This is a genomic window from Mesorhizobium alhagi CCNWXJ12-2 (genome assembly GCF_000236565.1).
Lineage (GTDB): Bacteria > Pseudomonadota > Alphaproteobacteria > Rhizobiales > Rhizobiaceae > Allomesorhizobium > Allomesorhizobium alhagi.
In genome coordinates, this window is sequence record NZ_AHAM01000181.1 from 15,128 (window position 1) to 35,022 (window position 19,895).

The following is a 19,895-nucleotide window of genomic DNA, read 5'->3' on the forward strand; positions in this document are numbered from 1 at the left end:
GACGGAATTTTTTGAAGGCGCGGGCTGGTTCCCGCGTCTTTTTCTTTGTCCGGAGCACAGGCCGCGTCGTAGGCGGAGCAGGCGGGGTCGGCTGTCGAGAAGCCCAGCCGCCCGAAACAGCGGAAAGATCGCGATGAATGCGATACGCTGAGTAAATTCGCTGCAGGAGCGCCAGCCTTGTTCCTTTCGGTTTTCGACCTGTTCAAGATCGGCATCGGCCCGTCGAGTTCGCACACGATGGGGCCTATGACGGCCGTCGCGCGCTTTCTGTCCGAAATCCTCGGCGACGACTGGCCGCGGCCGGCGGGCGCGAAGGTCGACCGCATCGCCGTCAGCCTGCACGGCTCCCTTGCCTATACCGGGATCGGCCACGGCACCGACCGGGCGGTGATTCTCGGACTCGCCGGCGAGACGCCGGTAACGGTTGATCCCGACCTCGCCGACGGCATCGTCGAGGCGATCAAGGCCGAGCGCCGGATCTCGCCGCCTGGGCACCCGTCCTATCGCTTCGATCCTTCGTCCGATCTTGTGCTCGACAAGAAGACGCCGCTGCCCGGCCACGCCAACGGCATGGCGTTCCATGCGTATGATGCCGATGACCACCTGCTCCTGAAGCGCATTTACTACTCGATTGGCGGCGGTTTCGTCGTATCGGAGGAAGAGCTTCAGCGTTTGAAATCGCGCGGCGCGGCGGCCGATGCCAAGCCGGTGCCATATCCCTTCAGGAACGCAGTCGAAATGCTGGACATGGCCAGGCGAAGCGGTTTGTCGATCGCTGAGATGAAGCGCGTCAACGAGGAAGTCCACATGCCGCGCGAAAAGCTGGATGAGGGGCTCGACCGCATCTGGGAGGCGATGCGCGGCTGCATCGAGCGCGGCCTGTCGCAGGACGGCATCATGCCCGGGGGGCTAAAAGTCCGCCGCCGAGCGCGGATGCTGCATGATAAGCTGCAGGAGCAATGGAGCCAGAACCGGCCAAATCCGCTGCTCGCCAATGACTGGCTGTCCATCTACGCCATGGCGGTCAATGAGGAGAACGCCGCCGGCGGCCGTGTCGTCACCGCGCCGACCAACGGCGCCGCTGGCGTCGTGCCGGCCATCATACGCTATTGGCTGCATTTCCATCCCGAGGCGGACCAGGCCAGCATACGCGATTTCCTGCTCACCGCGGCTGCCGTCGGCGGCATCATCAAGACCAACGCCTCGATCTCGGGCGCCGAAGTCGGCTGTCAGGGCGAAGTGGGCTCGGCCTCGGCGATGGCGGCTGCCGGCCTGTGCGCTGTGATGGGCGGCACCCCCGAGCAGGTCGAGAACGCCGCCGAGATCGCGCTCGAACATCATCTCGGCATGACCTGCGACCCGGTCGGAGGGCTGGTTCAGGTTCCCTGCATCGAGCGTAATGCGCTCGGCGCGGTCAAGGCGGTTACCGCCGCCTCGCTCGCCATCAAAGGCGACGGCACGCATTTCGTTCCGCTCGACGCTGCGATCGAGACCATGCGCCAGACCGGCATGGACATGAACGAGCGCTACAAGGAAACCAGCCTCGGCGGCTTGGCCGTGAATGTGGTGGAGTGCTGAGGCCTCAAGCGTCGTCGAGCACGAAGGTAATTTTCATATCTACTCGGTATTCGGAGATCTTGCCGCCGTCTACCTTGGCCACGATCTCCTTGACCCAGACCTGCTTGATGTTTTTCAGCGTGGCGGTTGCGCGGTCGACACCATGGCCGATCGCCGCCTCGATGGTCGAGCCGGATGCGGTAATCTCGGTGTTTTTCGCTACTGACATGAGATCCTCCTGTTTGCCGGCGCCCCAGCGCCCCGGCGCAAAGATGTGGACCCAACGCATCCAGGCCTTTTTCGTTTCCAATTTGCGGCGTAGTAACGCGCAATGGCCCTGAACCTGATAAAGCTCTGTGTCGGCTGCGACAGTGTCGAGGATCTGGAAGAGTGGATCGCCTTCCGGCTCGACGAACGCCGCCGCGCCGGCGACCCCGTCGAGCATTTCCATACGACCCGCATGATGCCAACGCGGGGCAGCGAGCTTTTGGACGGCGGCTCGCTCTATTGGGTCATCAAGGCACAGGTCCAGTGCCGGCAGAAATTGCTCGAAATCCGGCCCTTCGTCGATCAGGAAGGCATATCGCGCTGTCATCTGGTTCTCGACCCCACTGTCGTGCGGACAGAATGGCAGCCGCGCCGCGCCTTCCAGGGCTGGCGCTATCTGAAGCAGGCCGACGCTCCCGTCGATATCGGAACCTCGCATGCCGAGCTGATGGCAATGCCGCCCAAGCTGCGCCGCGAACTGGCCGAACTCGGCCTGCTCTAGACATCGCAGCGTCTCGCGGCCTTACCACGGCCTCCGGACTTGCAAGCAGGCCGGGTTCGCCACATCTTGATCACTATGAGCGATAAGAAAACGCCCGCCAGGATCGATGATCCCGCGCCGCGCTCGGCGTCAGGAGACATAGAAGCGTTTGTCCGCCAGGCGCGGGCCGTTGGCGCTGTTACAGGAAAAGGGCAGGGCCGCCTCGTACTGGCGCTCGACGCCACGATGAGCCGGCAACCGACCTGGGATCTCGCCTGCTCGCTGCAGGCCGAGATGTTCGACGCGGTTGGCAAGGCAGGCGGGCTCAAGGTTCAGCTGATCTATTTCCGCGGCCTCGACGAATGCCGCGCTTCCGGTTTCGTGACCGATACGGGCGGCCTGAAGCGCCTGATGACCAGCATCGAGTGTCGTGGCGGGCATACTCAGATCGGCAAGGTGCTGTCGCACGCGCTGAAGGAAACCGCGCGCGAAAAGGTCAATGCGCTGATCTATATCGGCGACGCGATGGAGGAGAAGATCGACGACCTTTCGGTCAAGGCCGGCAATCTCGGCCTGCACGGCGTGCCCGTCTTCGTCTTCCAGGAGGGGTACGACCCCGCCGCCGAATCCGCTTTCAAGGAGATCGCCCGGCTGTCGAAGGGCGCCTGGTTCCGTTTCGACCGCAACGCCGCCGCCACGCTGGCGAAACTGCTTTCCGCGGTGGCGGTGTTCGCCACCGGCGGGCTCAAAGCGCTCGAGGCGCGCGGGCGGCCCGAGGACCGCCTGATGATCGAGCATTTGCGAGGCGGCAGGTCGCAATGAGCATCTTTCTCGGCATAGTGACCGGCCTGCTGGTCCTGGTGCTTATCGCCGCCGCATTCATCAGGCTCGACCCCGCTTCGCTCGCCAGAACCCTGCGCGCTGCCGGACCGGTGGTGCTCGCTATCCTAGGCATTGCAGCGCTGCTCACCGGTCGGGCCGGTATAGGCGGAATGATGCTTTCCGGGGCGCTCGCCTGGTTCATGTCCAATCGGGTGCGGACCGGCCGCAAGAAGACGCCGGGCAAGCGTTCGACAGTTCGAACGGCGGCGCTCGAGATGGAACTCGACCACGACAGCGGTTCCCTGGAGGGAGTGGTTCTGGCGGGGCGCCATGAGGCCCGGACGCTTGGCGAGATGTCCTTGAACGAATTGAAGCAACTCTACGCCGAACTTCCAGGCGACCCGGAAAGTCGGCAGTTGCTAGAGACTTATCTTGACAGCCGGTTTCCCGTCTGGCGCGAAGACCCGGATACGCATGCTAGCGAAGGGCTGGGTGTTCCGCCAGGTACGGGCGCCATGACTAAGCAGGAGGCTTACAAGATCCTTGGTCTTGAAGCGGGGGCCACCGCGGCGGATATCCGCAAGGCGCACCGCCGCCTGATGCAGCGCCTGCACCCCGACCTCGGCGGAACGTCTTTCCTGGCGGCGCGGATCAACGAAGCCAAGGACGTCTTGCTCACCAATCACCACTAGTCTCCTTCGACACGATACATTTCTGGGAGATGCCGTTCCGCCGTCCGTCAGTTCTCGACTGCGTAGCAGTCGATCTTCTTGCTCTTGAGTGCGGTGCAGGCCTTCCATGCCGCCGCCTTGGAGCCGAACCCGCCGAAGCGGGCGCGGTGGTAAGTCACGCCGCCCTTGTCGAATGTGACGGTATAGCCGGACGCATGGGCAAGGACCGCCGGCGCAGCCTTGGTGGTTTTGGCCAGGAATGCGTCGGCTTCGGACTTGTTCGGCAACGAGGCGACCTGGATCGCCCAGCCGGACGGGTCAACCGAAGCCGTCTCTACCGGATCGACGTCGCCGCCAAAACGATCGGCCGATGGTTGCGCGTAAGCCTGCTCTACCGGGGCGGATTCGAGGGTTTCCACAAGGACGGACTTTGGCGTGGGGGTGGGCGCAACATCTTCGTCGATGGCCGCGGCCTCTGCTTCTTCTTCCGTGATATCGCCCTCTGCTTCCGCCTCTACCACGATCTCTTCATCGGGCCGGGCTTCCGGCGTCGGCGCATCGTGCTTGGGCAAGAAAACCTTTGCGAGAGCGCTGAACGGTGAGCCACCAGCGCTGGCGATAAGCGGCGCGCTTTTGCCCTTGGTCGACGCCTTGGGCATGTATTTCTGGATCAATTCGGCCATGTGATTGTCGCGGGACGCGCCGCTGGTTCCGCCCATCACCACTGCGACGATGCGGCGATTGCCTTGCGAAACGGAGGAAACCAGGTTGAAGCCAGAGGCGCGGGTGTAGCCGGTCTTGATGCCGTCGACGCCTTTGACGCGGCCGAGCAGGCGGTTGTGATTGGCCATGCGCGTCCGGCCATAGGTGAAGGAGCGCGTGGAGAAATAGGGGTAGTACTGCGGATAATGCTCCTTCAGCGCGATGCCGAGAATCGCCATGTCGCGCGCCGTCGAGAACTGGGCCGTATCAGGCAGGCCGTGGGCGTTGCGGAATACGGTGCTTTTCATGCCGAGCTTGCGCGCCTTGGCCGTCATCATCCGCGCGAACTCCGCCTCCGAGCCGCCCAAATACTCTGCCAGCGCCGTCGATGCGTCGTTCGCAGACTTGGTCACCAGGGAATAGATCGCCGTTTCCGCGGTGATGGATTTTCCGGCTTTGACGCCGAGCTTGGTCGGCGGCTCGGCGGCGGCATTGCGGGAAAACGGGATGGAGGTCTTCTTGGTGATTTTGCCGGCGGCCATCGCCTCGAACACCAGATAGAGCGTCATCATCTTGGTCAATGAGGCCGGATAGCGCCTTGAATCGGCGCTCGACGAAAACAGTGTCTTGCCGGTGTTGGCATCGATGACGATCGCCGCGTATTTGGAATTCGCAGCAGACGGGTTCGTCGCGGCAAGCCCTAGCGCGACAGCCAGCAGCCCGACGATAGCGGATTTCAACGGAAACGTGATGGAAGAGGCAATGGCCGCAAACGCCTGACGCACTGTTACACCCTTTGAATTTTCATTTGCACCGGAGGCGGCAAAGGCTCCTGCCTCGCATCCGATGAACCTAAGGGCGACAGCGTTACCAATCCGTTTATGGTAACCAGGACGTTCATCTTTTTTGTCGGAATTGAGCCGATTTTGGAACAAATGCCGCCGGCGGTTCAAATTGACTCTTTTTGCGCTGCACAATAAATTGAAGTGCGTCGCACAAGGGGGAGTGTTCCGCGTCAACTCACCCGAAGGGATGATCGAATGACACAAACATTTGAAGACGCCGGCAATTTCGGCAAGGAGTTCGTCGACACCGGGCTGAAGAGCCTCGCCGCGCTCTCCAAGGGCGCTCAGGCGATCGCGGTTGAATCCGCCGAGTACGCCAAGAAGTCGTTCGAGACCGGCAACGCCGCGCTCGAAAAGCTCCTGTCGGCGAAGTCGCTGGAGAATGCGTTCGAAATCCAGGCCGACTACGCCAAGCAAGCTTATGAAGGCTTCCTTGCCGAGGCCACCACGCTCAGCGGCCTTTATGCCGACATGGCGAAGGACAGCTACAAGCCGTTCGAATCGGTCGTGGCGAAAGCCCGCTGAGCCTTATCGGCAGTCTTCTTCAGACTCCAAAAGCCCACGGGAGAACCCGGCCGCGCCGCGCGGCCGGGTTTTTTCATGACCTTTGCGTTCCTATATCGCGAATTCCTGAAAAACGCGGACGTTCACGCGTTCGTCCATATTGTCAGCAAAAAAGAAGGGCTTAAAATTGCGATGAGGCTACCTACATTCGACAGTCGGGTGAGGAACCCGCGAAAGGCAAGGCACTGGTGAAGAACGGCGGGGATGCCACGACAAAATTCGTGGCGCGCATGCAGAACGGCGAAGACGGGGGCAACAGCCCCGGTCGCGGCACGGCTGTCATCACGCGAACCAAGACCAAGACCAAGAAGCCGAGCCTTTATCGCGTTCTGATCCTCAATGACGACTACACGCCGATGGAGTTCGTCATCCACATTCTGGAACGCTTTTTCCAGAAGGACCGCGAATCCGCCACCCGCATAATGCTCCATGTTCACAATCACGGAGTGGGCGAATGCGGGGTCTATACATTTGAAGTGGCCGAGACCAAAGTGTCCCAGGTCATGGACTTCGCCCGTCAGAATCAACATCCGCTGCAATGCGTGATGGAGAAGAAATGAGGTTTTGAATGCCGGCTTTCTCCCAAGGCCTTGAAAAGGCGCTGCACCAGGCGCTGACTTTCGCCAATGAGCGGCATCACGAATATGCCACGCTCGAACATCTCCTGCTCGCCCTGATCGATGACAGCGAGGCGGGCGCTGTCATGCGCGCGTGCAATGTCGATCTCGACGAGCTCAAGCAGACCGTCCTCACCTATATCGACACCGAGCTCGATAATCTGGTCACCGGCTACGACGAGGATTCCAAGCCGACCGCCGGTTTCCAGCGCGTCATCCAGCGCGCGGTGATCCACGTCCAGTCTTCCGGGCGCGACGAGGTTTCGGGCGCAAACGTGCTGGTGGCGATCTTCGCTGAACGCGAGAGCCACGCAGCATACTTCCTGCAGGAACAGCAGATGACCCGCTACGACGCGGTCAACTACATCTCGCATGGGATCGCCAAGCGGCCGGGAGCCACCGAAACCCGTACTCCGCGCGGCGCCGAAGAGGAACAGCAGAATTCGTCCGGCGGCGAGCCGGAGGAGAGCGGCTCCAAGAAGAAGCAGCAGCAGGACGCGCTGACCGCGTATTGCATCGATCTCAACAAGAAGGCGAAGTCGGGCAAGATCGACCCGCTGATCGGTCGCGAAAGCGAGATCAACCGCACGATCCAGATCCTCTGCCGCCGCTCCAAGAACAACCCGCTTTATGTGGGCGATCCGGGGGTCGGCAAGACCGCTATCGCCGAAGGGCTGGCCAAGCGCATCGTCGAGGGAGATGTGCCGACCGTTCTCGCCAACGCCACGATCTTCGCGCTCGACATGGGCACGCTGCTCGCCGGCACCCGCTACCGCGGCGATTTCGAAGAGCGTCTGAAGCAGGTCGTCAAGGAACTCGAGGATTATCCCGGCGCGGTTCTGTTCATCGACGAGATCCATACGGTCATCGGCGCCGGCGCCACCTCCGGCGGCGCGATGGATGCGTCGAACCTGTTGAAGCCGGCGCTGTCCTCCGGCGCGATTCGCTGCATTGGTTCGACCACTTACAAGGAATTCCGCCAGTTCTTCGAGAAGGATCGCGCGCTGGTGCGGCGCTTCCAGAAGATCGATGTGAACGAGCCATCGGTGGAAGACACGATCGCCATCATGAAGGGCCTGAAGCCCTATTATGAGGACTTCCACAAAGTGAAGTTCACCAACGACGCCATCAAGGCGGCGGTGGAGCTCTCCGCGCGCTACATCAACGACCGCAAGCTGCCCGACAAGGCGATCGACGTGATCGACGAGACCGGCGCATCGCAGATGCTGGTGCCCGAGGCTCGGCGCAAGAAGACCATCAGCGTCAAGGAAATCGAGGCGACGATCGCCACCATGGCGCGCATCCCGCCGAAGACGGTTTCGGCCGACGACGAGCAGGTGCTGGCCGGTCTCGACACCGAACTGCGCCGTGTCGTCTACGGTCAGGATACCGCAATCTCGGCGCTCTCCTCGGCGATCAAGCTGGCGCGGGCGGGGCTGCGTGAACCGGAAAAGCCGATCGGCTCGTATCTGTTCTCGGGCCCGACGGGCGTCGGCAAAACCGAAGTGGCAAAGCAGCTCGCCGCCTCGCTCGGCGTCGAGCTCCTGCGTTTCGACATGTCGGAATACATGGAGCGCCACACCGTCTCGCGGCTGATCGGCGCGCCTCCCGGCTATGTCGGTTTCGACCAGGGAGGCCTGCTGACCGACGGCGTCGACCAGCATCCGCACTGCGTGCTGCTGCTCGACGAGGTCGAGAAGGCCCATCCCGACCTGTTCAACATCCTGTTGCAGGTCATGGATCACGGCAAGCTGACCGACCACAACGGCAAGTCGATCGATTTCCGCAACGTTATCCTGATCATGACGACCAATGCGGGCGCGTCCGACATGGCCAGGGCGGCGATCGGCTTCGGCTCGTCCAAGCGGGAAGGCGACGACATGGAGGCGATCAACCGGCTGTTCTCGCCGGAGTTCCGCAACCGTCTCGACGCGATCATCCCGTTCGGCTCGCTGCCGATCCCGGTTGTTCATCAGGTGGTGCAGAAGTTCGTCATGCAGCTCGAGGCGCAGCTTTCCGAGCGCGGCGTCACCTTCGACCTGTCGCCGGAAGCCATCTCCTGGCTTGCCGACAAGGGCTATGACGAGCGCATGGGCGCGCGGCCGCTCGGCCGCGTCATCCAGGAGCACATCAAGAAGCCGCTCGCCGAGGAAGTTCTGTTCGGCAAGCTGAAGAAGGGTGGCACGGTGCGCGTGACCGTCGAGACGAAGGAGTCCGGCGAAACCGGCCTGAAGCTCGAATCGCTTGCCGACGAGCTTCCGGTGAAGCCGAAGAAGGAAGAGCCGAAGAAGGTGCCGGCAAAGAAGCCGCCCAGGAAGGCTGCCAAGCCGGCTGCGCAGAAATCCAGACCGGCCGCCAACGGTAAGGACGGCGGCAAGCGCAGCCTGGTGCCGCAACTGCCCAGGAAGGGCTGAGTGCTTCGGCCAAAATCATAATCTCCTCCCCGGACCCCGGGGAGGAGATTTTCTTTTGAGAAAGCTATGTTTCGCCGACCAAAATCGGCGGCAGCCTCCGCTCCACCGGTGACGACTGGATGATCGACGTGTTGGTCATCGCATAGGGGATGATCTGGTCGATAAGCCGCTCCAGATCGGCCACCGATCGGAGGTGGGCGCGAGCGATGAAGCAATCCTCGCCGGTTATCCTGTCGCATTCGGCGATCTCCGGCAGTCCCTGCAGTATCTCGGCGACCTTTTGAAGCTGACCGGGGATCGGCCGGATGCGAAGCCATGCAGCGAGCGGGAGCCCAAGCGCCGCCGCGTTGATCTTGACTGAATAGCCTTCGATGACGCCGCTCTCCTCCAAGCGCTTCACCCGCTCCGAAACGCTGGGCGCCGAAAGGCCGACCGTGCGCGAAAGCTCGGCGGTGCTCGTCCGCGCATCCTTGGCGAGCGCACGCAGGATCTTCGCATCGACCGGGTCGATATCGCCGTTTTCATATCGAAGGCGTTTCATCGAATTTCACCGTTGATTGGATTTTAACCTCGAACAACAGCCTATTCTTCCGCATATAGAAGACCACATTTGCCTTGTATAATAGCGGCATACGGAGCCGCCACATGTCAACGTCCAGTCCAGCCCTCGACAGGGCAGCGCAAATTGTGCCGCCGCACGCCTGGTTCGGCGTCAGCGCCATATTCCACTATCTCGGCCCGTCCTTCGCCGTGCTTCTGTTTCCCGCCATCGGCGTGCTCGGCGTCGCGTGGATGCGGATCGCGTCCGCCGCCTTGATCTTCGCGCCTTTCACAAATCCCTGGCTGACGATCGCCAAGGCGGACGCCAGAACCCGCCTGCTGCTGGTCGGCCTAGGGGCCTGCCTCGCAATCATGAACGTCGCCTTCTACCTCGCGCTCGAGCGACTGCCGATGAGCCTGGTCGCCGCCATGGAGTTTGTCGGCACGATCGCCGTCGCGCTCTACGGCCTCCGGACCGGGCGCAATCTTGCCGCGCTGGCGCTCGCCGTTGCGGGCGTCTTCGTCCTGATCGACGTGAGATGGTCCGCCGACCTGATCGGGCTTGGCTGGGCGGCGCTCAACGGCGCGCTGTTCGTCGCCTATATCGTACTTGGCCACAAGGCGGCCGAGGGCGGTGCCAGCGGCGGCGTCGAGCGCCTGGGAGCGGCCATGGCGATCGCCTTCGTCTTTGTCATGCCCATCGGCCTGCTGGAGGCGGTCAAGGCATTCGGTTCGGTCAATCTCGTTCTGGCCGGCATAGGCGTCGGCCTGTGCTCCTCGGTCATTCCCTACATTTCCGACCAGCTCGCAATGTCGCGGCTGCCGCGCGCCAGCTTCGCGCTGATGCTGGCGCTTCTGCCGGCCACCGCCGCGATCATTGCAGCCCTCGTGCTCGCGCAGATCCCGACCGGCCGTGATATTCTCGGCATCGCTCTGGTGATGCTGGGCGTCGCTGCGCACAAGCCTGCACCGTCCGTGACAGGGTCGGCATCGCCGCCGGCTGTCTGTCCTGGCCCACGGGAACAGATCGAACTGCCCTGATTTTCGCATCGCCTCAATGCGGAGCCTATGTTATCCGGCAAGCCGATGCCTGATGACGCAACTCCCCATGCGCCGACCATCGCCAGCCGCCGCCACTGGTATCTGCGCGGCGTCCGAGCGGCGGTATCTATTCCCGGGCTGATCCTTGCCAGCGCCTTTGTCGGCTTCGCCGGCCTCGCCAAGGAGGCCGGACTGACGCTGGCCGAGACAGTGTTCATGACCGGTGTGGTATGGGCCTTGCCCGGAAAGGTCGTGCTGATCGGCGCGATCCTGTCGGGCGCTTCGCTGCCGGCCGCCGCCTTCGCGGTCGCGCTCTCTTCGGTCCGGCTGATGCCGATGGTGGTGGCGCTGGTGCCTGAACTTAAAGCCGGGCGCACGCCGAAATGGGTGCTCTACGTGCTTTCCCATTTTGTCGCCGTCACCTCATGGGTGATCGCCATGGAACGCATCGGTGGCATACCGCGCGACATGCGAACCTCCTGGTATGCCGGCATCGGTTCGACGCTGGTGCTGGCCAACATGGCCGTCGTTGCTATCGTCTTCCTCGTCGCCGACAGGCTGCCGCCGGCGGTTTCGGCGGCGTTGTTCCTTCTGACGCCGATGTATTTCCTGACCTCGCTCTGGGGCTCGGCGCGCGAGCGGGCAGGGCATGTCGCGATGGTTCTCGGATTGGGCCTGGGGCCGCTTTTCCATATGTTTGCGCCGCAATACGATCTGCTCGCGGCGGGCCTGATCGGCGGCTTTGCCGCTTACGCTTTCCATCGGCTGTCGCGGCGGAGGCACGCCCCATGACGTTCACATCGATTGACGCATGGTGGTGGCCGTTCCTGTTTATCCTCGTCGCGGGCTGGCTCGCTACGGACGCCTGGCGCTTTCTCGGCGTCTATTTCGGCGGACGTATTTCCGAGGATTCGGATCTGCTGGTGCTGGTCCGGGCCGTGGCGACGGCGCTGGTCGCAGCCGTTATCGGTAACCTCATCATCTTTCCCAGCGGCGCTCTGGGGGCGACGCCACTCGGCTTGCGCATAGGTGCGGCGGCTCTCGGTTTCGCCGCCTACTTTTTCCTGGGCAAGCGGGTTCTGGTCGGCATCATCGTTGCCGAGGCGGTCCTTGCCGCGGGCTTATTCTACTATGGCTAGTTTGAGATAAAGCGGATGACCGGCATCGACGACCTGCAACAGCTTCTAGCCGGCATGGCACCGGAACTGCACGACGGCGAGTTCGTCTTCTGCACGCTCCCCAACATGGAACTCGCAGACCTGGCGCGTCTCGATCCGCTTGGCATGTTTCGCGAGATGGAAGGCCTGACGCTGATCCTTCGCCGCGAGGCCGCCGAGCAGGAGGGGCTAGCCGGCGCCGCACCTATGCGCATGATCACGCTGACCGTGCATTCGAGCCTGGAGGCGGTTGGCCTGACCGCGGCGTTCTCGGCCAGGCTGGCTCGTGAAGGCATTGGGGCCAATGTCGTCGCAGCATTCCACCACGACCACATTTTCGTGCCTGCAGCCGACGCCGATAGAGCCCTCGCGGCGCTCAAGGCCCTGCAGAGGGAAAGCGCGGAAACCCCTCGCGAATAACTGTTTTCCTTACGTGGCGCTAAGCGCCGCGCGGATCTTTTCCGCATTCGCCGCCAGCACTTCCGGCTTCTCCATCGGTCCGCCAGGCTGTCCCAGCATTACGCCCTCGAAGCGTGGAATGATGTGGACATGCAGGTGGAACACTACCTGTCCGCCGGCCGGCTCGTTGAATTGCTGCACCGTCACGCCGTCAGCCGAAAACGCCTTCATCAAGGCGCGCGCCAGCTTCTGCGTCGTGCGCATAACGGCTGCCAGCCTGTCCGGATCGACGTCTAGAATATTGCGCGCCGGCTTTTTCGGGAGCACGAGGCAGTGGCCGTCGCCGCGCGGCATGATGTCCATCATCGCGAATGTATCGGCGTCCTCGTAAAGCTTGTGCGCCGGGAGTTCGCCGCGCAGGATCTTTGCGAAGATGTTGTTGTCGTCATAAGTCGCCATTCGTGCCTCTCGGTCTGTCGGTTCCGGCCATATTTGCCGCTGGCCGGAATTGATTCAATGGTCAAACATTGAGATCCGGCGACTTGCGGAAAGGGCCGTGCTCCTCGAGATATTCGCTCATCCGCGCCACTTCGGCCCGTTCGCGCTCGAGATAATCGTCGATCGCCCGCCGGAGGCCGGTGTGGGCGATGTAGTGCGCCGAATGCGTCGTCACCGGCCGGTAGCCGCGCGCCAGCTTGTGCTCGCCCTGCGCTCCGGCCTCCACCACCCGCAGACCCTTCTGGATCGCGAAGTCGATGGCCTGGTGGTAACAGACTTCGAAATGCAGGAAGGGATGATCCTCGATGCAGCCCCAGTTGCGGCCGTAGAGTGTATCCGATCCGATGAAGTTGATTGCGCCGGCGATATAGCGTCCGCCGCGCTTGGCCATCACCAGCAGGACGTCGTCGCGCATTCGTTCCCCGACCAGCGAGAAAAATGTGCGGTTGAGGTACGGCCGGCCCCATTTGCGGCTGCCCGTGTCCATATAGAAGGCGAAGAAGTCGTCCCAGACCGCCTCGGTCAGGTCGTTGCCGGTCAGCCAGTCTATCGATATGCCGCTGGTGAGCGCCTCGCGGCGTTCCTTCTTCAGCGCCTTGCGTTTCCGCGAGGCGAGCGTGGCGAGAAAATTGTCGTAGCTCGAATAGCCCTCGTTGAAGAAATGGAACTGCTGGTCGGTCCGCGCCAGGAATCCGGCATTTTCCAGCGCTGTCATATCGGCCGCCTCGGCGAAGGTGACATGCGCGGAGGAAACCCCAAGGCGATCTGTCACCAGCTTCAGGCCGGCGGCCAGCGCGGCCTTGACCGCGGCTCCGTTCGCGCCGCGCCTGACCAGCAGGCGAGGGCCGGTTGCCGGGGTGAATGGCACCGACGCCTGCAATTTGGGATAGTAGCGCCCGCCGGCGCGCTCGAAGGCGTCGGCCCAGCCATGGTCGAACACATATTCGCCCTGGCTGTGCGACTTCGCATAGCAGGGCAGGGCGCCGAGAACCGTGCCGTCCGGAGCTTCGAGCCGCAGGTGGTGCCCCTGCCAGCCGGAGCGACGCGCGGCGCAGCCGGATTCTTCCAGGATGCTCAGAAAATCATACGAAACGAACGGGTTGTATGCGGTTCCGGTACAATCGCGCGAGGCGCCGGCAAAGCCGTCCCATTCCTCGCGCGTGAAAGCGTCGATGCTGGCCGCTATGCGGATCGCATATTCGCCATCCGCAGCTTTCATTCCGGCTTCGTCTTCGCTGGTGGTCATCCGCCCTTATCTACGATCGAAATGTGGCTGCGCAAGGTTATGCGGCCAGCACGGCCTGAGGCATGAAGCCTTCGAACGTCATCTGGTCGGCATGCGCGAATGTCCGTTCCACCGCCGGTTCGTCGCGAACCGTCCATGTGATGACGGGCATGCCGAGCCTCTCCCGCACGAAGCCGGCGAAACGGTTGGGCAAGCAGTCGACGGCGTAGGAAACGAAGGAGATGCCGTGCGCCAGCATGGAGAAATGCGCCTCCAACTCGTGATCGACCTCACCCCAGGCGGTCAGTCCAGTCGGGATGTCCTGGGCGTGCGCGGCAAACTGCCGGATCAGCCAGTGGTCGAATGACATGATCGCGGTCTTGCCGCCATAATCGTGAAGCAGCGCGCAGACCCGCTCGACCAGGCCGGCATCCCTGCCGGGAACGCCCTTGAGTTCGACGACCAGCGGCACGCGCCCATGCACCAGATCGAGCATCTCCTTCAGCGAAGGCGGATGGTCGCCGGTGCCGCCGACGCGTAGCGCCGCCATCTCGCGCGCCGTCCTTTGCCAGACATGGCCGTCGGTTCCCGTCAGCCGGAACAGGCCCTCATCGTGGAAAATGACCGGCACACCGTCGCTGGTCAGGCGCACGTCGCACTCGATGGCATAACCTCTCGCCGCCGCCGCCTCGAAGGCAGGAAGCGTGTTTTCCCAGACCAGATTGTTGCAATCGTGCAGGCCGCGATGAGCGATCGGCTGCGCGGTCAGCCAAGACAGATTTTTCATGCTCGCCTCACGCAACTTCGATCACAGCTTCAATCTCGACAGCCGCATTGAGCGGCAGCGAGGCGGTTCCCACCGCGGAACGCGCATGCTTTCCCGGCTCGCCCAGCACCGCGACCAGGAAGTCGGACGCGCCGTTGGCGACAAGATGCTGCTCGGTAAAATCGGGCGCAGAGGCGACGAAGACGGTGATCTTCACCAGCCGCCTGATCTTCTCCAGGTCGCCGATCGCGGCCTTCGCCTGCGCCAATATGTTGATTGCGCAGAGTTTTGCCGCTTCCTTGCCGGCGGCAGTGTCCACGTCCCGGCCGAGCAGGCCGGTGACCTGCAGCTTGCCCTCCTTGAGCGGCAGCTGCCCCGCGGTGAAGACGAGATTGCCCGTCCGCATGAAAGGCACGTAGTTGGCGGCGGGCGCCGCAGCCGCCGGCAGTGTGACACCGAGATCGCTCAGCCGCTTTTCGATTGTTTCGCCCATTGTCTTTCCCTATGTCTTGGTATGATGCGGTTGTCTGGTCGAACGTGCTATTTTTGCCTCGCTTCCGCCACGACTTTTTTTAGACTGCACAGCGTGACGCGGCCAAGCCGCCGTAATGCGGACCGGAGTGATTACATGCGCGCAATGCGCCTTGCCCTGCTAGCCCTTGTTTCGCCTTCGGCGCTCATTGCCGCGCCGGCTTTTGCCGCCGCGCCGCTTGTGCCGCATCGCGCGGTCTACGACCTGGTGCTCGACGAAGCCTCTGACCGCTCCGGCATAACCGGTCTATCCGGACGCATGGTCTATGAATTCAACGGCTCTGCCTGCGAAGGCTATACAGTCAAGTTCCGCTTCGTCACCCAGATCGACACCAGCGAGAGCTCGCGACTGACCGACCAGCAGACGACGACCTTCGAGGATGCGGAAGGCAAGACCTTTTCCTTCGTGACCAAATCCTTCACCGACCAGACGCTGGAGCGCGAGCTCAAGGGCACTGCGCGGCGCGAGGCGGACGGGTTGAAGGTCGACATCGAGAAGCCGGAAAAGAACAGCGTCGAACTGGAGCGCACGCAGTTTCCCACACAGCATCTCGTCGAACTGATCGGCAAGGCCAACACCGGCGAGAATTTCTATGAAACCAGCATCTTCGACGGTTCCGAAGACGGTGACGAAGTGATGACCACCACTGTCGTGGTTGGCAAGAAGGAACCGGTCGAGAAGAGCGATCCGGAAGCCCCGGCGCTAGCCGGCCTCGCCAAGGAAAAGTTCTGGCCGGTCGATATCGCCTATTTCGACGAGTCGACCGAAGGCGGCGAGGAAGTGCCGGAATACCGCATCAGCTTCAAGCTGCACGAAAACGGCCTGACGCGCGATCTGGTGATGGACTACGGCGACTTCTCCATGACCGGCAAGTTGGTCAACCTCGCGCTTTTCGATCCAGCCCCTCAAAACTGCAACCAGTAGCGATCTTCCCGCGTGGCCGTCTATGTCGACGAAGCGATATGGCGCTTTGCGGGCCGGCGCTGGTGCCATCTGATGGCCGACGATCTGGCGGAACTCCACGCTTTCGCGGCAAAGCTCGGCCTGCATCGATCATCCTACCAGGGCCCGCCCAAAACTGCCGCGCCGCACTATGACATCACCGCATTCGAGCGCGACCGGGCGGTGCGGCTCGGCGCAGTCGCTTGCAGCCGCAGCGAGATTGTCGCCGTCTGCCGCAGGGTGCGCGTAAAGAATGGCAAGGTCTCCGCGGCAGTCCCGGCCCCAAGCGCGTTTCCAGCGGTCATAAACCAATCCCAGAAATTTCTTGAACATCGTTCAAATTTGACTTGAACCCGCCTCAATTCCGCGACAGCTTGCATCTGAGCTACTTGTTCGCGGGAGGCAGATTTGAGCAGGCTGGACACTTTCGTGGCGCCCGAACCCAGCGTGCCGCTGATCAAGGCGATGACGGTAGTGAACCGCGTCCTCATGCTGCGTGGCGTCCTCGGCTTCCGCGACATTCCTCCGTTCAACAGGATCGCGGGCCTGCGCGGCATCGCAAATATCCGCCACATCGATTTTCCCGAAGCCGACCGCGCCCGGCTTGCCGCTGCGTGCGGGCAGGGGAAGGCGACCTTCATCACGCCCAATCATCCCGAATTCTTCACCGACTGGATGATCGACAAGGAGATCGCCTCGCATGTCTGTCCGCTGGCCGCGTTCTGGGCGACCAACGGCGTCGTCAACGGCCTCGGCAAAGCGGCGCAGAAATTCTGGCTCGCCAACAATCTGATCGCGCAGATTCCGGGCAACAGCCAGGCCGCGCGCGAGCATTCGGTTTCTTGGGCGCTGACAGGTCACGGCGTGCTGCTTCATCCGGAAGGCAGCGTCGGCTGGCACGGCGATTATGTCGCGCCGTTGATGCCGGGCGCCGCCGAGATGGCGCTGGAGGCGCTGAAACGCGGCCGCGAGGCCGGACGCGATCCCGATGCCTGGATTGCGCCTATCGTCTGGAAACTGGCTTTCACCCGCGACGTCGAAGCGGATTTGATGAGGGAATGCGCCTATGTCGAGCGTAGCCTGAAGATCGAGCCGACGCCGCGGTCGATCGCACTTCCCGACCGGGTCTACCGCATCTACGAGACCTTGCTGTCCCGGGATGAGGAAAAGAACGGCGTTCAGGCGGATCGCGCGGCTCCATTCAGGTCGCGCCAGAAGCGCCTGATCGAAGCCATGCACGACCGGCTATGCGAACTCCTGCCCGAGGCTACTCCGTCGGGCCGCGGCGATACTATGCGGAGCGCGCGGCGCTTCCTTCGTGAAAACAGCTCCGCCGATCCGGAATTGCGCAAGCAGGTGAAGTCGCTGTCGGAAACCATTATGCGCGTCCAGCGCGTCGGCGATTTCGCCTTCACCAGCAAAGCCGTGACGCAGGAGGGGATCGCCGAGCATATCAAGCGCATCCGCAACGACTACTGCAAGGGCACGCTGCGCGACACGCTGAACCGCTTCATGCCGCAGCCGGCCGGACCCCGCCGCGCCCATATCCGGGTGCCGGAACCGCTCGCGATGAACGATTATCGAGGCACGCCCACCGAAGCCATGGCTGAGATCCGCCGCCGCATGCAGGCGGCGCTGGATGAGATCAATGACGGCCTGCACGCCGGCGGGTTCTCGAAAACCTTTTCAAATCCGTTCTACCGCCGATAAAGTCCAGGTTGCGGGGTGCATCCTGTTCACCTGCGGTAAGCCGGATGATCGCATTCCTGCGCCGGGTTGCATTGTAGCGCCGTTCCCTCTATATGCGCGCTCATTCCACACACGGACTTTGGTGTCTGCCCGGGAGAAATCCGGCTGAAACCTCCGGTGGCGTCAAGGGAACATTCCCAGAAACGTCAAGTGTCCGTGGAGGCTAACCGGAAAGGACAAAGAATGGCTCTGCCTGATTTCAGCATGCGCCAGCTATTGGAAGCTGGCATTCACTTCGGCCACCAGACCCACCGCTGGAATCCGAAAATGGCCCCGTACATCTACGGCGCCCGTAACAACATCCACGTCATCGACCTCTCGCAGACGGTGCCTATGCTGCATCAGGCTCTGAAGCAGGTTTCCGATGTCGTCGCCAAGGGCGGCCGCGTGCTGTTCGTCGGCACCAAGCGCCAGGCTTCGGACATCATCGCCGATGCGGCCCAGCGTTCGGCCCAGTACTACGTCAATTCGCGTTGGCTCGGCGGCATGCTGACCAACTGGAAGACGATCTCGAATTCGATCCAGCGCCTGCGCAAGCTCGACGAGATCCTGGCCGGCGAAGGCAGCGGCGGCCTCACCAAGAAGGAGCTTCTGAACCTTCAGCGTGAGCGCGAGAAACTCGACAAGGCGCTCGGCGGCATCAAGGACATGGGCTCGACGCCCGACCTGATGTTTGTGATCGACACCAACAAGGAAGCGATCGCCATTCTCGAGGCCAAGCGTCTCGGCATCCCGGTCGTCGCCGTCATCGATTCCAACTGCGACCCGGACAAGATCGACTTCCCGATCCCCGGCAATGACGACGCCGCGCGCGCGATCCAGCTTTATTGCGATCTGATCGCCAAGGCTGCGATCGACGGCATTGCGCGCCAGCAGGGCGCCCTTGGCGTCGATGTCGGCGCCGCCGCTGAAGCGCCGGTCGAGCCGACACTCGACGAGACGCCGGCGGCCAGCGCTCCCGAAGCGGCAGCCGGCGCTCCCGAAGCGTAAATCGACGGGGCCGGTTCCGGCCCTAATTCCTTGCGACGCGGATTGCCGCGTCGCCGGCAGGCGCATCATCGAGCACTCGGTGGTGCGCTCGCGCATTTCGATCCAAGAGGCAAAAATGAGCATTACGGCAGCACAGGTCAAACAACTCCGCGACATGACCGGCGCGGGCATGATGGATTGCAAGGCGGCGCTCGCCGAAACCAATGGCGACATGGAAGCGGCCGTCGACTGGCTGCGCGCCAAGGGCATCGCCAAGGCCGACAAGAAGGCCGGCCGCACCGCGGCTGAAGGCCTGGTCGGCGTCGCCGGCGACGCGACTTCGGCCGTCGTCGTCGAGGTCAACTCGGAGACCGACTTCGTCGCTCGCGCCGAATCCTTCCAGGAAATCGTGCGCAACGTGGCGCAGGTGGCGCTGGCTGTTGGCGGCGAAACCGAAGCCGTCGCCAACGCCAAGTATCCGGGCACCGACAAGACTGTCACGCAGGCCATCAAGGATGCAGTAGGCACCATCGGCGAGAACCTGTCGTTCCGCCGCTCGGCGAAGCTGTCGGTCGGCGCAGGCGCTGTCGCGACCTATGTCCACAACGCGGTCGCTGAAAACCTCGGCAAGCTCGGCGTGCTGGTCGCGATCGAGACCGCGGGCAATGCGGACGCCGCCCGCGCCTTTGCCCGCCAGGTTGCGATGCATGTCGCGGCCACCAACCCGCTGGCGCTGACCGCCGAGCAGATCGATCCGGCCGCCGTCGCGCGCGAGCGGGCGATCTTCACGGAGCAGGCCCGCGAATCGGGCAAGCCGGACAACATCATCGAAAAGATGGTCGAGGGCCGCCTGCGCAAGTTCTACGAGGAAGTCGTGCTCCTGAAGCAGTCCTTCGTGCTCAACCCCGACATCACGGTCGAGGCTGCGCTCAAGGAAGCCGAGAAGGAAATTGGCGCGCCGGCCAAGATCACCGGCTTTATCCGCTTTGCGCTCGGCGAAGGCATCGAGCGTGAAGAAAGCGACTTCGCGGCGGAAGTTGCGGCGGCAGTGAAAAAGTAACGCTGCATCAAGCCTTTCATGGCGGCTTATGAGGAGGGCATCGCGTGACAACGCGGTGCCCTTCGTGTATCGCGCGC

General features: G+C 62.8%; 22 protein-coding genes and 1 pseudogene. 16 read left to right on the forward strand and 7 right to left on the reverse strand.

Translation table 11 applies throughout. The features are described 5' to 3' along the window. Positions 1 to 177 precede the first annotated feature (177 nt). Positions 178 to 1,578 (forward strand): L-serine ammonia-lyase, encoded by a 1,401-nt coding sequence (locus MAXJ12_RS20645; protein ID WP_008837920.1) that lies wholly within the window; start codon positions 178 to 180, stop codon positions 1,576 to 1,578. 4 nt (positions 1,579 to 1,582) lie between these two features. On the opposite strand, the gene MAXJ12_RS38955 is transcribed toward MAXJ12_RS20645, so the two are convergent. Further along, the gene (locus tag MAXJ12_RS38955; protein WP_244421533.1) at positions 1,583 to 2,008 is read right to left on the reverse strand and encodes a dodecin family protein; all 426 of its coding nucleotides are present in this window, start codon (positions 2,006 to 2,008) and stop codon (positions 1,583 to 1,585) included. Between MAXJ12_RS38955 and MAXJ12_RS20655 the strand changes: the two genes are divergently transcribed. The 3 genes from MAXJ12_RS20655 (at position 1,889) to MAXJ12_RS20665 (ending at position 3,819) form a co-directional block, all read left to right on the forward strand. After that, positions 1,889 to 2,326, forward strand: a complete 438-nt coding sequence (locus MAXJ12_RS20655; protein WP_008837922.1) for a DUF1489 family protein — start codon at positions 1,889 to 1,891, stop codon at positions 2,324 to 2,326. The two genes, MAXJ12_RS38955 and MAXJ12_RS20655, sit on opposite strands and share 120 nt — an antisense overlap. A 75-nt stretch (positions 2,327 to 2,401) precedes the next feature. Then, positions 2,402 to 3,127 (forward strand): vWA domain-containing protein, encoded by a 726-nt coding sequence (locus tag MAXJ12_RS20660; protein ID WP_008837923.1) that lies wholly within the window; start codon positions 2,402 to 2,404, stop codon positions 3,125 to 3,127. Further along, complete coding sequence (locus tag MAXJ12_RS20665) at positions 3,124 to 3,819, forward strand: DnaJ domain-containing protein (RefSeq protein ID WP_008837924.1); 696 nt, start codon at positions 3,124 to 3,126, stop codon at positions 3,817 to 3,819. Before MAXJ12_RS20660 ends, MAXJ12_RS20665 begins: the two co-directional genes overlap by 4 nt. Positions 3,820 to 3,866: 47 nt before the next feature. On the opposite strand, the gene MAXJ12_RS20670 is transcribed toward MAXJ12_RS20665, so the two are convergent. Further along, positions 3,867 to 5,285, reverse strand: coding sequence for a D-alanyl-D-alanine carboxypeptidase (locus tag MAXJ12_RS20670; RefSeq protein WP_008837925.1), 1,419 nt, complete (start codon positions 5,283 to 5,285; stop codon positions 3,867 to 3,869). A 255-nt stretch (positions 5,286 to 5,540) separates the two neighbouring features. Here MAXJ12_RS20670 and MAXJ12_RS20675 point away from each other — a divergent pair, with 255 nt between their 5' ends. The 3 genes from MAXJ12_RS20675 to clpA all read left to right on the forward strand — a co-directional run bounded on the left by MAXJ12_RS20675 (position 5,541) and on the right by clpA (position 8,940). Beyond that, the gene (locus tag MAXJ12_RS20675; protein WP_008837926.1) at positions 5,541 to 5,870 is read left to right on the forward strand and encodes a phasin family protein; all 330 of its coding nucleotides are present in this window, start codon (positions 5,541 to 5,543) and stop codon (positions 5,868 to 5,870) included. 269 nt (positions 5,871 to 6,139) lie between these two features. Then, positions 6,140 to 6,469: an ATP-dependent Clp protease adapter ClpS gene (gene clpS, locus MAXJ12_RS20680; RefSeq protein WP_008837927.1), complete on the forward strand. Its 330-nt coding sequence runs from the start codon at positions 6,140 to 6,142 to the stop codon at positions 6,467 to 6,469. An 8-nt stretch (positions 6,470 to 6,477) separates the two neighbouring features. Beyond that, complete coding sequence (gene clpA / locus MAXJ12_RS20685; RefSeq protein ID WP_008837928.1) at positions 6,478 to 8,940, forward strand: ATP-dependent Clp protease ATP-binding subunit ClpA; 2,463 nt, start codon at positions 6,478 to 6,480, stop codon at positions 8,938 to 8,940. A gap of 64 nt (positions 8,941 to 9,004) precedes the next feature. On the opposite strand, the gene MAXJ12_RS20690 is transcribed toward clpA, so the two are convergent. After that, positions 9,005 to 9,481, reverse strand: a complete 477-nt coding sequence (locus tag MAXJ12_RS20690; protein WP_008837929.1) for an Lrp/AsnC family transcriptional regulator — start codon at positions 9,479 to 9,481, stop codon at positions 9,005 to 9,007. 104 nt (positions 9,482 to 9,585) lie between these two features. Here MAXJ12_RS20690 and MAXJ12_RS20695 point away from each other — a divergent pair, with 104 nt between their 5' ends. Genes MAXJ12_RS20695 through MAXJ12_RS20710 form a run of 4 tightly spaced genes read left to right on the forward strand, consistent with a single transcriptional unit; the run spans position 9,586 to position 12,098 of the window. Continuing rightward, entirely contained in the window at positions 9,586 to 10,521 is a 936-nt protein-coding gene (locus tag MAXJ12_RS20695) for an EamA family transporter (protein ID WP_050898866.1), read from the forward strand. Between the two features lie 45 nt (positions 10,522 to 10,566). Next, positions 10,567 to 11,313: an AzlC family ABC transporter permease gene (locus tag MAXJ12_RS20700; RefSeq protein ID WP_040587155.1), complete on the forward strand. Its 747-nt coding sequence runs from the start codon at positions 10,567 to 10,569 to the stop codon at positions 11,311 to 11,313. Beyond that, a complete protein-coding gene (locus MAXJ12_RS20705; RefSeq protein WP_008837932.1) occupies positions 11,310 to 11,660 on the forward strand; it encodes an AzlD domain-containing protein in 351 nt (116 codons plus the stop codon). The genes MAXJ12_RS20700 and MAXJ12_RS20705 overlap by 4 nt, the downstream gene beginning before the upstream one ends. A gap of 15 nt (positions 11,661 to 11,675) precedes the next feature. Beyond that, complete coding sequence (locus MAXJ12_RS20710; protein ID WP_008837933.1) at positions 11,676 to 12,098, forward strand: ACT domain-containing protein; 423 nt, start codon at positions 11,676 to 11,678, stop codon at positions 12,096 to 12,098. 9 nt (positions 12,099 to 12,107) lie between these two features. Here MAXJ12_RS20710 and MAXJ12_RS20715 read toward each other — a convergent pair whose 3' ends face one another. The 4 genes from MAXJ12_RS20715 to MAXJ12_RS20730 form a co-directional block, all read right to left on the reverse strand. Next, complete coding sequence (locus MAXJ12_RS20715) at positions 12,108 to 12,536, reverse strand: HIT family protein (RefSeq protein WP_008837934.1); 429 nt, start codon at positions 12,534 to 12,536, stop codon at positions 12,108 to 12,110. A 61-nt stretch (positions 12,537 to 12,597) separates the two neighbouring features. Further along, on the reverse strand, positions 12,598 to 13,821 hold the full coding sequence (locus MAXJ12_RS20720; RefSeq protein ID WP_008837935.1) for a GNAT family N-acetyltransferase: 1,224 nt from the start codon (positions 13,819 to 13,821) through the stop codon (positions 12,598 to 12,600). Between the two features lie 37 nt (positions 13,822 to 13,858). Continuing rightward, positions 13,859 to 14,587 carry a glycerophosphodiester phosphodiesterase gene (locus tag MAXJ12_RS20725; RefSeq protein ID WP_008837936.1) on the reverse strand — a complete coding sequence of 243 codons (729 nt, stop codon included), beginning with the start codon at positions 14,585 to 14,587 and terminating at the stop codon, positions 13,859 to 13,861. 7 nt (positions 14,588 to 14,594) lie between these two features. Further along, the gene (locus MAXJ12_RS20730; protein ID WP_008837937.1) at positions 14,595 to 15,059 is read right to left on the reverse strand and encodes a RidA family protein; all 465 of its coding nucleotides are present in this window, start codon (positions 15,057 to 15,059) and stop codon (positions 14,595 to 14,597) included. Positions 15,060 to 15,194: 135 nt separating this feature from the next. Here MAXJ12_RS20730 and MAXJ12_RS20735 point away from each other — a divergent pair, with 135 nt between their 5' ends. From MAXJ12_RS20735 to tsf, 5 genes and pseudogenes are all read left to right on the forward strand, one after another. After that, entirely contained in the window at positions 15,195 to 16,022 is an 828-nt protein-coding gene (locus MAXJ12_RS20735; protein ID WP_008837938.1) for a cell envelope integrity EipB family protein, read from the forward strand. 12 nt (positions 16,023 to 16,034) lie between these two features. After that, a pseudogene (locus MAXJ12_RS20740) lies at positions 16,035 to 16,301 on the forward strand (DUF4031 domain-containing protein); the annotation flags it as partial. Positions 16,302 to 16,448: 147 nt separating this feature from the next. Next, positions 16,449 to 17,750, forward strand: a complete 1,302-nt coding sequence (locus MAXJ12_RS20745; protein ID WP_008837940.1) for a hypothetical protein — start codon at positions 16,449 to 16,451, stop codon at positions 17,748 to 17,750. A 222-nt stretch (positions 17,751 to 17,972) separates the two neighbouring features. Further along, a complete protein-coding gene (gene rpsB / locus MAXJ12_RS20750) occupies positions 17,973 to 18,779 on the forward strand; it encodes a 30S ribosomal protein S2 (RefSeq protein WP_008837941.1) in 807 nt (268 codons plus the stop codon). Positions 18,780 to 18,894: 115 nt separating this feature from the next. Continuing rightward, on the forward strand, positions 18,895 to 19,818 hold the full coding sequence (gene tsf, locus MAXJ12_RS20755; protein ID WP_040587159.1) for a translation elongation factor Ts: 924 nt from the start codon (positions 18,895 to 18,897) through the stop codon (positions 19,816 to 19,818). The last annotated feature ends 77 nt before the right edge of the window (positions 19,819 to 19,895 follow it).